This is a genomic window from Oleiphilus sp. HI0117, assembly GCF_001635235.1.
In genome coordinates, this window is sequence record NZ_LWGA01000025.1 from 1 (window position 1) to 12818 (window position 12818).

Genomic DNA, 12818 nt, shown 5'->3' on the forward strand with positions numbered 1-12818 from the left:
TGAAAGCGGAAATGGGGGAGCAAGCAAAACTGAGTGTTGAAAATGACCCCTATGTCCAACAGATGATTAGAGAGTTTGATGGTGTGTTGATTGAAAATAGCATTAAAGCTTTAGGGCAGATTATTTAATAAAATATGATCGCGTGCAGTTGCCTTCTGAAGACGCTCTGCACAATAGTAAGTGGAGAAAAATATGATTGGTGGAAACTTGGGCGATATTATGAAGCAAGCCCAAAAAATGCAAGAAGAGCTTCAAAAGCAGCAAGAAGAAGCTGCGAATGCAGAAGTGATGGGTGAATCCGGTGCTGGCTTGGTGAAGGTTGTGATGAATGGTCGTCATGATGTTATTAAGGTTGAGCTAGATGACACTGTGTTGAGTGAAGATAAAGAGTTTTTGGAAGATTTACTTGCTGCAGCAGTAAATGATGCGGTAAGAAGGATCGAAGAAAAGAACAAAAATGCAATGTCAGGCTTAGCGGAAGGTATGGGCTTCCCTCCTGGCTTCAAAATGCCGTTCTAACGATCGACTTTTAATGCAATTGTGGATGAAATAAGAGTATGACTTTCGGTCCTGTTATTGATGAGCTGATTGAGTCACTAAGAGTTTTGCCTGGAGTAGGGCAGAAGTCTGCCCAGCGAATGGCTCTGTCGCTGTTGGATGAAAAACCCAATGGTGCCCAGCGTTTGGCTAATTCCTTGTCGCATGCTTTGGAAGCAGTAGGCGAGTGTGTGGGGTGTCGAACCTTAAGTGAAAGTGAGTATTGTCATATCTGTCAGGACGCTCAGCGGGAACACAACACTTTATGTGTTGTCGAATCTCCCTCTGATTTGATCGCGATTGAACAGACACATCAGTTTAAGGGTGTGTACTTCGTATTGAAAGGTAGCTTGTCACCACTTGATGGTAAAGGTCCTGCAGAGATCGGCATTCCAGCTTTAATGGATCGAGTCAGCTCATTGTCAGCCAAGGAAATAATATTGGCTACAAACCCAACCGTTGAAGGTGAAGCAACGGCTCATTACATTGCTGAAGTGTTTAGTGAGTCTGATGTACTCATTACGCGCTTAGCGCATGGTATTCCTCTAGGTGGGAATCTTGGTTATGTTGATGGTGGGACGCTTAGTCATGCCTTTTCCGGGCGCAAGCCTGTTATTGAAGAAGGTTGATTAAATGAGTGTCCAGATTATTAATGATGCAGCAGCGCTTACTGAGGCTATAAAGCTTTGTTTAAATGAAACTGTCGTTGCAATCGATACCGAATTTATGCGAACCAACACCTATTTCGCAGCACCGGGTCTCATACAGATTGCAGCAGGCGAGCACGTCTACCTGATTGACCCTTTGGAAGTAGATGATCTCAGTTTGTTAGCGCCTTTGCTAGAAAGTGAGTCAGTGGTCAAGGTCTTGCATTCGATGAGTGAAGATATTGAGCTTTTGTTTCATTCGACGGGTGCGCGCATCAAAGCCGCGTTTGATACCCAGTTGGCGGCAGCATTTTTGGGTTTAGGGCCGTCGCTTGGTTACCAAAAGCTTGTGCAAGAGGTGCTTGGGCATGAGCTAGACAAGTCTGAAACGCGCTCCGACTGGCTGCGTCGCCCTTTGTTTGATAGCCAGTTAGCTTATGCTGCGAAAGATGTTGAGTATTTGCTGACGCTTTATTCTGAGCTGCAGGCACAGCTTTCAGCCAAGTCTTTTATGGCAGCGGTATTAGAAGAAAGTGCTTCATTGGTTCAGCAGTTTTTTCAGTCTTGGGATGCACCAGAGAATGCTTATTTGAAGCTGCGTGGTGGCTGTGAGCTTAAAAAGGTGGATCAGTCTTTACTAAAAACGCTGGTTATGTGGCGTGATGACTTGGCACAATCAAAAAATATTCCTAAACCTTGGGTGTTTTCAGATACAAGTTTGATTCAAATTGCTGAAACACATCCAGAAGTTTTGTCTGACCTGAAGCGTATTAAAGATATTCAGCATAAATCTATTCGCCGCTATGGCGAGGAATTGTTGGAAATAATTGCGGAGTTTAGTGATTCAGAAATTGACTTACGCCCGATTGACCGACCGGTTAGAGGCCGGGAGCTGGATTATTACCAGAAGCTAAAAGCGATAGTCGCGCAGGTCGCCAAAGATTCGGGGATTGCTGTTCAGTTACTGGGCTCAAGAAAAATGTTAGAACGTGTTGTCATAAATGTTCGTCGGCATGGCGATAAAAGTTTGCCTAACGAGTATTTGGGATGGCGCAAGCCTTGGTTAGCAGAAAAAATGTCAAAGGCGCTAGGAATTTAGGAGAAATGATGACGCAATATACCTCGAGTACGAAACGATTTTGCTCGGTTTATAAGAGTAAAAAGAAGCAGGAAATGTACTTATACCTCGACCGAGCGGATGAACTGACTTCTTTGCCTGATGCACTGATGCAAATATTTGGGCAAGCTGAGCATGTGATGGATATGATACTCACGCCAGAAAAGAAATTGGCCCGTGCGGATGCTAAGAAAATTTTGGACGATATTGCTGAGAAAGGCTTTTATTTGCAGATGCCGCCAGCAAAAGACCCGGAAATGTTGGATTTATATAAGCCACCTAAAGATAGTTTGCACGGCTAAATTAATGACGGTGAGACGAGTCAATTGGCGGTAGATAAGTTTTTTTGGAAAGAAAAAGCCTTAGACCAGCTTTCGAAAGAAGAGTGGGAAGCTCTGTGTGATGGCTGTGGTAAGTGCTGTATGCATAAGCTCCAGGATGAAGACAGCGATGACTTGCTGTTTACCTGTATCAGCTGTGAATATCTGGATACGGATGCTTGTCAGTGTACTGTCTATTCCAAGCGAAACAATTATGTGCCTGACTGTCTTAACCTAAGTGTGACTGATTTACCTGAGGTCTCGGTATGGCTCCCTGAAACTTGTTCTTATCGTTTGCTATTTGAAGGGAAGCCGCTACCCCAGTGGCACCCCTTGATCGCGGGTAGCAAAATTATGATGCATGAAAATCACATTTCGGTGCGCTCAAAAGCAATCAGCGAAAGCCTGGTTTCAGAAGACGATTGGGAAGACTACATAATTTAGTTTGTTATGGCTGTCAGGCAGATGAACTACACTAAAAATTGCGAATTAATAATGAGATGGGCTCGCTCGATCTTGTTTAGTTGATATAGGCTTAAGGATAGATAGTTGGAAAGTTTTTCATACCTTGCTGCGTGGGCAGTGTACCTGATTTCCGCGCTCGTGATGATTGCCGTATTTTGGCGAATGACCAGAAATCTCAAGCTACGTCGAACCCGGCGATCTTTAAGGGTTCTGGTTGCCGTCCTCTTGTTAACGCCTATCAATATTGCGACAGATGCAAGTATTTGGCTGGCACCCGCCTACCTTGTTGGTGCTTATGACTGGGTTTTGGGTCACACAGATAAAGCGCTTCAAGCAGGGGTTTATATTGCCGCCGCTTATGCATTAATGATCGTTGTGGTGATGTTGGAATCGGTTATGAGAAGACTCTTGGGTATGGAGAAGGCTGGATGAGTGGTATCGAAACAGGCTTGTATCAGCATTATAAGGGGGCTGAATACGAGGTACTTGGCCTGGTCACGCATAGCGAGACAGAGGAAAAGTTGGTTGTCTATAGAGCTTTATATGGCGAGTTTGGATTGTGGGTGCGTCCTTTAGATATGTTTAAAGAGTCAGTGTCCATCAACGGTCTAGAGCAAGATCGCTTTAAGCTCATCAATGCCTATAACGTCGAGCTAGGAAAACATTTACCTTCATCACTCTAAACTTAGTGAAACACACTAATCTTCTATAAAAACAACAGGTAAGCGTTAATTTAAGAGAAAATACTTTTAATATCGCATTGTTGTTGTTGTAAAACCTGCTATAAATTATCTATGTTCGACTAATTTTGTCCATAATGCCTCATTTGTTTGGGCCGGGATCATGCAGGGGAATCTATGAACTCCAAACTATCATTTGCGCGCCAGGTGATAACGCAAAAGCTGAGAGGGCTTAGCCTTATTAAGCGTATGTTGACACTGGCGGTCTTCGTCAATGTATTAATTTCAGCTAATGCTTTCGCACAAGATGCCGCTGCTAATGAAGCGGGGGCCGATATACGTATGCTGATCGATATCTCCGGGAGCATGAAGAAGAATGATCCGGCCAACTTGCGAATCCCGGCGGTTAACCTATTAACTGAGCTGATTCCCGATGGCGATGAAGCGGGTGTTTGGACTTTTGGTCAATGGGTTAATAATTTGGTCAAGTTAAAAGCTGTTGATGAGCAATGGCGTCTTGACGCTAAAGAAAAAGCAAAGAAAATCAATTCTGTAGCGCTATATACAAATATTGGGGCAGTGCTTGAGAAGGCTTCTGATGATTTTTATAAAGAAGGTAAGGACTTCTCGAATACTCATTTCATTCTACTGACTGATGGCATGGTCGATATTGATAAAGACCCCGAGAAAAATGCCTCAGAACGTGAGCGTATTCTAACTTCAGTGATGGCTACCTTTAAAGAGAAGGGCGCCAAGATTCATTCAATCTCTTTGTCAAAAAATGCTGATAAATCCTTAATGGATAAGTTAGCTATTCAAACGGGTGGACAATCGGCGGTTGCCGAGACCCCTGAAGACCTGACTCGAATTTTTCTCCAAGCTCTTGAACAGGCCGTTCCTAGTGAGCAGGTACCTATCGAGGGAAATGAGTTTGTTATCGATTCTAGCATCGAAGAATTTACTGCTTTGATCTTTAGAGGGGATGGCAGCATTCCGACCGAAATTCTATCTCCTGATGAAAAAGTATATAGCTATGAAAACCAGGGTGAGGATATCAAATGGTATCAGGATAAAGGTTATGACTTGATTACTGTCAGTCGTCCTTTAGAAGGCACGTGGAAGATTAACTCCGAAGTTCAACCAGGAAGCCAGGTGACAGTGGTTAGTAACTTGCAGCTTAATGTTAGCAAACTACCGGTCAATTTCTTCGCTGGTGATCCCTTGAATGTTGACGTTAGCTTTAGTGAAGAAGGGAAGACAGTTACTAATCCTGATTTTTTGCAGTTATTAGATGTGCAGCTGCAGCTTAAAACAGAAAGCAATAAAACGGCTAAGAAGTCTATGTCGGATGAGGTTCCTGAAGACGGCGTTTTTAGAGAAGCTATTCGTAAGTTAAGTAAGGTCGGTCAGTATGAAGTGACGGTCTTGGTTGATGGGAAAACCTTTAAGCGTAAGAAACGCCAGATTATTAATTTGAGAGCGCCTTTTGATTTTGAATTTTCGGTTAAAGGGGAAGGAGATGAAGCTCATTATGCGCTAGTGGTCACGCCGATGAGTGAGACGATATCTCTGACTGATACCAATATATTTGCGAAGGTAAATGCTCCTGATGGGAGTAGTTTAATCAATGCCTTGGAATTAGATGCCGAGGCGGGGCGCTGGGTATTACCGATTAAGCCAGATAAAGGCGATGGCTTGTATAAAGTGGCTGTTAAGGTAAAGGCCGAGACGATTGAAGGAAAGAAATTCAAGTTCAAGCCTAAGCCTTTTGAGGCTGAGTTCCCGATACCGGCGGGTGCTTCAAATAATATCGTGTCAGTGAACGAGCAAGAAGATGCCCCAGAAGAGTTGCCTGCAGAGGCAATTGCGGAAGAAAAGGTAGAAGAGCCGAAAGCTGAAGAACCTAAAGAGGAAGCGAAAGAAGAGCTGCCTCAGCCAGCCGAAGAGCCCGTTAAGGAAGAGGTGGAAGAGCCTGTTGAAGAGCCCGAAGCGGAAGAAGAGCTGGTAGAAGAGTCAGAAGACGATATGATGATTTGGTTTATTATCGGCGGCGGTGTTCTAGGGGGCTTGCTCTTGGGTGGCTTAGCCTTCTATTTGCTTAAAAAGCGTCAGGCGAAAGAGGAAGAAGAGGAAGTTGAAGAAACAGAAATCCTGAGCGATCAGGATGTTGAAGAAATTGCAGAAGATGTAGAAACTGAAGCGAGTGCTGAGGTGGAAGAAGAACCCGAAGCAGAACCGGATGATGGCTTAGACTTTGTTGAAGAGCCACCCGAAGAAGTTCCAGTTGCCTCTCAGGAGCCAGAGGATGAGCCGCTTGTTGAGTTGGAAGAGGATGATGAGCCGCTAGTTGAGTTGGAAGAGGATGACGAGCCGCTTGTTGAGCTTGAAGAGGATGACGAACCTTTAGTAGAGCCTGAGCCTGAGCCTGAAGAGGTCGTGGACCTATCTACCGATGACTTAAGTGATGTCGCTCAGGAGCTTGAGCTTGATGAGCCGGAAGAGGCCGATGCGCTGGACATTTCCGGGGATGACGAGGACCTGGCTGCCGATATTGCTCAAGCGATTGAGGATGCTGCGGATGAGCCTGAAGAGGACTTGGAAAAGGAAATTGAAGATGCATTGGATCTAAGCGACCCGCTGGATGACGACGATGACGAAGAGTTCAACTTGGAAGACTTCGATATCGGTGACACAGATGACCTGCCCTCAGATGAAGAAAAGGATAAGGGCGCTTAATCTAAGCGTCTGCTGATGATTTTGTAGGGTGATCGGGCAAGGTTCGAGATAGATTTCAAAAGTGTTATCTTTTTCACGCTTTTTATTATTAAAGGACTTGCATGACAAAAATGCTCTCCCTATAATACGCCCTCACTCGATCTGAGGGCGTAACTCTCTGTAAATAATCGGGTTTTAAGAGGGGTGTTATTACTTCTCTCTTGTATGATCAAGTAAAAAATCACACCAGATTAAGCGGGAATAGCTCAGCTGGTAGAGCACAACCTTGCCAAGGTTGGGGTCGCGAGTTCGAATCTCGTTTCCCGCTCCAATTTATCTTTATTACCTATCGATCATTAAATTCGGCTCATTCTTCAGTCGAGACCTTCTTTATGGTCTAAACTTATTGCTATTTAGTACATTATGAATATCTGCGCGCCTAGCTTGGCTTGGCTTTTCGTAGAGCATTTGCATGATAAGATTTTAGCGGTGAATTTGCTGCTTTCCTGGAGGGTAAGATGTCGGGTGTTTTGGCTTCGGTCGATCAAAGAACCAAGCTGGTAGGTGAAAATCGCTTAGAGTTGCTTATGTTTAAGCTTAGCGGTCATCAGACCTTTGCAATCAATGTATTTAAGGTTCAAGAGGTTCTGAATTTACCAAACCTAACTGCGATGCCTCATCGTCATCCTTGTATTTGTGGTGTCACTCACTTTAGGGGGCAGACTGTCCCCGTTATCAATTTAAGTCAGGCAATTGGTATGAGGCCGCTTGAGGTTAACAGTGAATCCATTATTGTCGTCACTGAATATAATCGAAGTGTGCAGGCTTTTTTGGTTGCCGGAATAGAGCAAATAGTTAACCTCAATTGGGAAGATATCATGCCGCCTCCGGTAGCGGCGGGTAGGGCGCATTACTTAACGGCCATAACACGCTATCAGGAACAGATTGTCGAGATTATTGATGTAGAGAAGGTCTTGTCAGATATTTCTCCGTATTCAACTGATGTCTCTGAAGAGCTTCTCGAGAATGAGTTGATTGATTCATTAGGAGAAAAGTTTGTTTTGGTGGTCGATGACTCACCGGTCGCAATTGCACAGGCGACCGGTACGATAGAAAAGCTAGGTTTACCTACCATTACTGCACCAAATGGCTTAAGAGCTTATGAAATGCTTAAGGAGTGGGCGGATAATGATCCGGAAAAGCTTAAGCAATGCTTACTTGTGCTAACAGATGCCGAGATGCCGGAAATGGATGGTTATCGACTAACGACTGAAATTCGTAAAGATGATCGATTGAGCCACTTTTATGTAATTATGCATACTTCTTTGAGTGGTAGTTTTAACCAGGCTATGGCAGAGCGAGTTGGGTGTAATCGCTTGCTATCCAAATTTCAGCCTGATGAGCTTGCAACAGCTGTTCTTGACTACGTCAAAGAACAGGCTTCTTAAATGTCTGAATATAAAATTTCCGCTTTGAATATTCATCCGGTCAAATCTCTTGGTCCGGTATCCTTAAGTGAAGTTGAAATTGATCGCTTTGGTTTGCGTTTTGATCGACGTTTTATGTTGGTGGATGATGCCGGGCGATTTATTACTCAGCGAAAATATAGCGCCTTAGCCAAAGTTTCTGCAAGCTTTGATGGTAGTACTTTAAATATATCGGACGAGGGCATTCCTGAGGTCAGTTTTTCGCTAAGTGAGTTTTCTAAAGAAGCTGATGTATGTGTCTGGTCTGATGAAGTGGGTGCGCTCACCGTACAAGACCGCCGGACACAAGTTATTTCAGACTATTTGGGGGTGAATGTGGCTTTGGCCTATATGCCTGACTCAACTTTTCGCCAGGTCGACCGTGAGTTCTTTGCAGAGAGCCAGCAAGTTAGCTTTGCTGACGGTTTCCCGATTTTATTGACTAACCAGGCCTCATTAGATGACCTGAATAGCCGCTTGGAAGTTCCTGTTGGCATGAACCGTTTTCGGCCGAATATTGTGCTTGAAGGCGATATCCCTTTTCAAGAAGACTCGTGGAAGCGTATTGCTATCGGTGAGATAGAGTTTGCATTAGTTAAGCCATGTAGCCGCTGTATTATGACTTGCATTGATGAGCATGGCGAGATTGGCAAAGAGCCTCTAAAGACGCTAGCTAAGTATCGAAAAAACGATTTTGGTGTTTGTTTCGGACAGAGTATGGTTCAACTTAATACAGGGAAAATCTCACTCGATGATAAGCTAAGAGTAATTGAGGTGCTTGAAGAGGGATAGGTAAAGCGCTTCAGCCTATTTCTAAACATAGAAATAGGCATTTAACTGAAAGGTACTTGCCTTAGAAAAGCTCGATTTCGTCCGAGGTATCGTCAGTGCTGTCTTTTTTGGCACTAAAGTGATGTTTGTAAATATCCAAAGCTTCGTCAACACTTGCGCCGTTCATGATGTGTTGGAACATGATGCGCTCTTCTTCCATTGTGTAGTTCGACATGATGTCTTCTTGCAGCTTAGACCATGCCATTGGGTTGTAGAGTTGCTGAGGATCACTTACCAGATTACTCAGCCAACCTAGATCTCGCTTGACGTGGTCTAGACGTTGAGTGAGTCGATCGTAGAATTGGAAGGCAACAATTGCACTCATAATCTGCTGGTGGATCTCTGCAGCACTGAGCTTAATAGACTCCAGGTCAGTTCCTGAGGTGTCATTTTCTTCACCTTTATGTGAATCAATAACTTCCTTCAGTTGACTGGCAATATAGGTAAACGACTGAGTCAGCTCTGTTACTGACTTTTCGCCGTCTGTCATGGTGCACTCTACCTGAGACACAGCTAGGGTCAGCATGTTGATCGTTTCGCGAACCTGACTCCAGTCCAAGTCTGGTTTTTTCGCGGTAGATGTTACCGGATTGTTAGACAATGCGAATCTCCATTACATTTAACAGTGGTGACAAATTAAAAGTCGTGCATAATGCCTGCATGCATTGCAGTGCCAGCTTATTCTATGAAGGATAGTTGAAAATCATCAGTTGGCGAGCCAATTTTACGAAAACATAAAAGATTTAGTAAAAAAATATATGAGTATAATCCGCTTTGAAAATGTGTCATTAGCGTATGGCCACCGCCCCTTACTGGATAACGTTACGTTTGCGATTGAAGAGGGACAAAAGATTTGCCTGCTGGGTAGAAATGGCGAGGGAAAGTCTTCATTAATGTCATTGCTAATGAAAAGTAGTGATCCGGACTCCGGTGTCATAAATTTTCAAAAGGGTCTTAAAGTAGGGGCTTTGCCTCAATCCATGCCCGATGCTGATGAACGTAACGTTTTTGATGTCGTTGCTGAAGGCCTACCGGAAATTGGTCAGGTCTTAAGTGAGTATCACCATCTGATCAATAGTCAGGATGAAGCTGCAGACCTGCAAAAGTTAGAGAAGCTGCAAGACAGAATCGAGTCATTAAATGGCTGGGATTTTGATACTCGGATCGCCAGCATGCTTAAGCGTTTTGGTTTGCATGAATCGATGCAGATGAAAGACTTATCCGGCGGTTGGCGGCGGCGGGTAATGCTTGCCCGAGCCTTAATCAATGAACCCGACCTGCTTTTACTAGATGAGCCGACTAACCATCTGGACATCGAAACTATCAAATGGCTGGAAGCCCGCTTAGCAGAATATCGTGGCGCGTTATTGTTTGTCAGTCACGATAGAGCGTTTATTAAGGCTTTGGCCTCCAATATTATCGAGTTGGACAGGGGAAATATCACAGCTTTTAACGGAGGCTATAGCGACTACCTGAAAGAGAAACAGCGTTTGCTTGAGGAAGAAGAACGTCAAAATGCTTTGTTTGACAAGCGCTTGTCTGAAGAAGAAGTTTGGATTCGCCAGGGGATTAAAGCAAGGCGTACTCGAAACGAAGGGCGTGTCAGGGCCTTAAAGGCCATGCGAGATGAGCGTAAGCAAAGAGTCAATCAGCAAGGTAAGGCTGAAATAAAAATAGCCGAAGCGGAGAAGTCAGGAAAGCTGGTGGCAGAAGCCGAGCATGTGTCGCTTGCATTTGATTCGGGACGTAAGGTTATTGATGATTTTTCATTAACAGTGATGCGAGGCGACAGGATAGGCTTAATTGGAGCAAATGGTGCCGGTAAGACGACTTTATTGAAGGTATTGCTTGACCAGTTAAAGCCAACAAGTGGGTCTGTACGTTTGGGGAGTAAACTGGAAGTTGCTTATTTCGATCAGCTTCGAGGTGGACTGGATTTTACTAAAACAGTTTTTGATAATGTTGCCGATGGCCATGACTTTGTTGAAATGGATGGCAAGTCCCGTCACGTAATGAGTTATCTCAATGACTTTCTATTTACAGCAGAGCGTGCTCGCTCACCTATCACCGCCTTGTCCGGTGGTGAAACGAATCGCTTATTGTTAGCGCGTTTATTTGCCAAACCGGCAAACGTTATTGTAATGGATGAGCCAACCAACGACCTTGATGTTGATACCTTGGAATTGTTGGAAGAGCGTTTGGCTCAGTTTCAGGGAACACTGCTTATTACCAGTCATGACCGGGACTTTATAGATCAGGTCGTCACGAGCACCTTAGTATTCGAAGGTGAGGGGAAAATTGGCGAGTATGTTGGTGGGTATAATGACTGGGTCAGACAAACCGGTGGTCGTTTACCAACAGAGGGGCAGTATACAAACGATAAGGACAATGCCGCTAAACCGCTTGAAAAAGAACTTGTTCCAACAAGCAGTTCCACCGAGAAACAAAGTCCTGCTGTCTCGCAGAATAAACCAAAAAAATTGAGTTATAAATTAAAGCTCGAGTTGGAACAGTTGCCTGCGAAAATAGAGAAAATGGAGTCGAGGATTGAAGAGCTTCAGGCTCTTATTGTGTCGCCTGAGTTTTATCAAAAAGACCATGAAGAAATAGAATCTGTTACGGCTGAACTAGCGGCACTTGAAGATGAGTTGTCGCTTGCTATGGAACGTTGGATGGAGTTGGAAGATGCTTAAATCAGAGCGTAACGATAGAGGGCCAGTGTAATGGGTTTGTGGGTAGCGCTACTCATTACTTTGGCTGTATTTGGGTCGGTTTTATGGGTTATGCCTTCACCCAGAGAAAAGTCGCTGACGGCAATGCGCGCACGTGCTCTGGAATTGGGGCTGAAGGTAAGGTTGCTCGACGAAAAACTGGCGAAGTCACTTTTTTATTGGATAGATAATTATCGTCCTTATACCTTGTATGAGTGTTTGTTGCCTAGAGAGGCCAAGCCAAGTTCACACAAAGCGCGAGTGATCCGCCTGAGTGTTGATCACGATGCACATGAGCTTGACGCTAGGGATGAGCTCAAAGAGGCGTTGGAAAAGGAGGGGGTCTTTGAGGGCTTGCCTGAGACCTGTGAAGCCTTGGTGATTTCACAAGGTGGCTTAGCTATGTTGTGGCGAGAGCAGCAAAAGTCTCCAGAATCCCTGGAAGAGGTGGAAAGCGTTAAGCGCTGCCTGGAAAGCTGTAAGCAATATGCGAAATATTGGTTAGCCTAGAAAATTGAGACATAAAAAAACCGAGCTACATGGCCCGGTTTTTTTATGTCTCAGACTATTAAGTATTAATTACATCGTCTCAAGAGCTTGCTCAATGTCATTAATAATCTTTTTTGAGTAAAGGTTAACGATGAAGTTAACACGATTCTCGTTGTAATTTACGTAAGAGTTCTTAATGAAGTCCCATTTGGTATTCGCAGAATCTAATAGCTTGAACGAGGTCTGTTTACCTTCAGCCATAGCCATCAATTCTTGCAGCTGTTTACCGAACTCTTCAGCAAGAGAATCGATCGTTACTTCTTTATCGACATCGCCGCCTGCATATACCTGACTAACCGTAGAAGTTGTTCTTGCTGAATACTTGGTCATCATTAGGGCAAGGTTAGTTGCTGTATCACGGCTTAGCTGGGTTGTCTTACTTGGCTTTATACTCGCGCCTGCTTGAATAGCATCATAAAGGCCGCTTAATGCTGCATTGAGTGCAATGTTATTGGTCGCCATGTCGCCCGCTAAGCGAAGGTCAGGGTAGCCTGTCTTCTCAACTTCACGTACGTTCTGCTTGAGTACTTTTTGGTAGGCTTTCCATGCAGCGGCGACTGCTTCAAACTGTTCCGAGGTCTCACCCGAATCTGTTTCACCTTGAATTGCGTTAAAAAGCTCGGCCATTGTTGTGAGCGAGGCATTGATATCTTCCAGGTCTTTTTGAGCACCTTGGTTTGCACTGAAGTTATAAAAGCCATTAATAGAATAATAAGAGTTGATCTGGCTTTGGTAGATGTTTTCCAGGACTGATTTTGACGAATTCTCGGCCGCATGGCT

The 12818-nt window shown here is 44.3% G+C and carries 14 protein-coding genes and 1 tRNA gene; 13 read left to right on the forward strand and 2 right to left on the reverse strand.

The annotated features are described in order from the left end of the window. Positions 1-192: 192 nt before the first annotated feature. The 11 genes from A3757_RS00565 (at position 193) to A3757_RS00615 (ending at position 8739) form a co-directional block, all read left to right on the forward strand. Complete coding sequence (locus A3757_RS00565; protein ID WP_068507357.1) at positions 193-519, forward strand: YbaB/EbfC family nucleoid-associated protein; 327 nt, start codon at positions 193-195, stop codon at positions 517-519. 38 nt (positions 520-557) lie between these two features. Then, positions 558-1166, forward strand: a complete 609-nt coding sequence (gene recR, locus A3757_RS00570; RefSeq protein WP_068514766.1) for a recombination mediator RecR — start codon at positions 558-560, stop codon at positions 1164-1166. 4 nt (positions 1167-1170) lie between these two features. After that, positions 1171-2283 (forward strand): ribonuclease D, encoded by a 1113-nt coding sequence (gene rnd, locus A3757_RS00575; protein ID WP_068553499.1) that lies wholly within the window; start codon positions 1171-1173, stop codon positions 2281-2283. An 8-nt stretch (positions 2284-2291) separates the two neighbouring features. Further along, entirely contained in the window at positions 2292-2603 is a 312-nt protein-coding gene (locus A3757_RS00580; RefSeq protein ID WP_068514773.1) for a YcgL domain-containing protein, read from the forward strand. A gap of 24 nt (positions 2604-2627) precedes the next feature. Continuing rightward, positions 2628-3065: a YcgN family cysteine cluster protein gene (locus A3757_RS00585; protein WP_082865207.1), complete on the forward strand. Its 438-nt coding sequence runs from the start codon at positions 2628-2630 to the stop codon at positions 3063-3065. 105 nt (positions 3066-3170) lie between these two features. Beyond that, positions 3171-3518: a hypothetical protein gene (locus A3757_RS00590; protein WP_068514779.1), complete on the forward strand. Its 348-nt coding sequence runs from the start codon at positions 3171-3173 to the stop codon at positions 3516-3518. Continuing rightward, on the forward strand, positions 3515-3769 hold the full coding sequence (locus tag A3757_RS00595) for a DUF1653 domain-containing protein (RefSeq protein ID WP_068514784.1): 255 nt from the start codon (positions 3515-3517) through the stop codon (positions 3767-3769). The genes A3757_RS00590 and A3757_RS00595 overlap by 4 nt, the downstream gene beginning before the upstream one ends. A 174-nt stretch (positions 3770-3943) precedes the next feature. After that, positions 3944-6502 carry a vWA domain-containing protein gene (locus tag A3757_RS00600; RefSeq protein ID WP_068738964.1) on the forward strand — a complete coding sequence of 853 codons (2559 nt, stop codon included), beginning with the start codon at positions 3944-3946 and terminating at the stop codon, positions 6500-6502. A 234-nt stretch (positions 6503-6736) separates the two neighbouring features. Continuing rightward, positions 6737-6812, forward strand: a tRNA-Gly gene (locus A3757_RS00605). A 187-nt stretch (positions 6813-6999) separates the two neighbouring features. After that, on the forward strand, positions 7000-7929 hold the full coding sequence (locus A3757_RS00610; RefSeq protein ID WP_068553498.1) for a chemotaxis protein: 930 nt from the start codon (positions 7000-7002) through the stop codon (positions 7927-7929). Continuing rightward, complete coding sequence (locus tag A3757_RS00615; RefSeq protein WP_068738966.1) at positions 7930-8739, forward strand: MOSC domain-containing protein; 810 nt, start codon at positions 7930-7932, stop codon at positions 8737-8739. Between the two features lie 61 nt (positions 8740-8800). Here the strand turns inward: A3757_RS00615 and A3757_RS00620 are convergent, their stop codons facing one another. Beyond that, positions 8801-9379, reverse strand: coding sequence for a hypothetical protein (locus A3757_RS00620; RefSeq protein ID WP_082865206.1), 579 nt, complete (start codon positions 9377-9379; stop codon positions 8801-8803). Positions 9380-9536: 157 nt separating this feature from the next. Here A3757_RS00620 and A3757_RS00625 point away from each other — a divergent pair, with 157 nt between their 5' ends. After that, positions 9537-11471: an ATP-binding cassette domain-containing protein gene (locus tag A3757_RS00625; RefSeq protein WP_068509732.1), complete on the forward strand. Its 1935-nt coding sequence runs from the start codon at positions 9537-9539 to the stop codon at positions 11469-11471. A 30-nt stretch (positions 11472-11501) separates the two neighbouring features. Continuing rightward, entirely contained in the window at positions 11502-11999 is a 498-nt protein-coding gene (locus A3757_RS00630) for a hypothetical protein (protein ID WP_068509734.1), read from the forward strand. Between the two features lie 69 nt (positions 12000-12068). On the opposite strand, the gene A3757_RS25995 is transcribed toward A3757_RS00630, so the two are convergent. Continuing rightward, positions 12069-12818: hypothetical protein (locus tag A3757_RS25995; protein ID WP_068738968.1), on the reverse strand; the 750-nt coding region annotated here is incomplete at its 5' end.

What these genes read in the sequence shown, in the direction of transcription:
- A3757_RS00600 (WP_068738964.1), top strand. Translation starts at nt 3,944, where the DNA reads ATGAACTCCAAACTATCATTTGCGCGCCAGGTGATAACGCAAAAGCTG.
- A3757_RS00610 (WP_068553498.1), top strand. Translation starts at nt 7,000, where the DNA reads ATGTCGGGTGTTTTGGCTTCGGTCGATCAAAGAACCAAGCTGGTAGGT.
- recR (WP_068514766.1), top strand. Translation starts at nt 558, where the DNA reads ATGACTTTCGGTCCTGTTATTGATGAGCTGATTGAGTCACTAAGAGTT.
- A3757_RS00565 (WP_068507357.1), top strand. Translation starts at nt 193, where the DNA reads ATGATTGGTGGAAACTTGGGCGATATTATGAAGCAAGCCCAAAAAATG.
- A3757_RS00580 (WP_068514773.1), top strand. Translation starts at nt 2,292, where the DNA reads ATGACGCAATATACCTCGAGTACGAAACGATTTTGCTCGGTTTATAAG.
- A3757_RS00595 (WP_068514784.1), top strand. Translation starts at nt 3,515, where the DNA reads ATGAGTGGTATCGAAACAGGCTTGTATCAGCATTATAAGGGGGCTGAA.
- A3757_RS00630 (WP_068509734.1), top strand. Translation starts at nt 11,502, where the DNA reads ATGGGTTTGTGGGTAGCGCTACTCATTACTTTGGCTGTATTTGGGTCG.
- A3757_RS00615 (WP_068738966.1), top strand. Translation starts at nt 7,930, where the DNA reads ATGTCTGAATATAAAATTTCCGCTTTGAATATTCATCCGGTCAAATCT.
- rnd (WP_068553499.1), top strand. Translation starts at nt 1,171, where the DNA reads ATGAGTGTCCAGATTATTAATGATGCAGCAGCGCTTACTGAGGCTATA.
- A3757_RS00625 (WP_068509732.1), top strand. Translation starts at nt 9,537, where the DNA reads ATGAGTATAATCCGCTTTGAAAATGTGTCATTAGCGTATGGCCACCGC.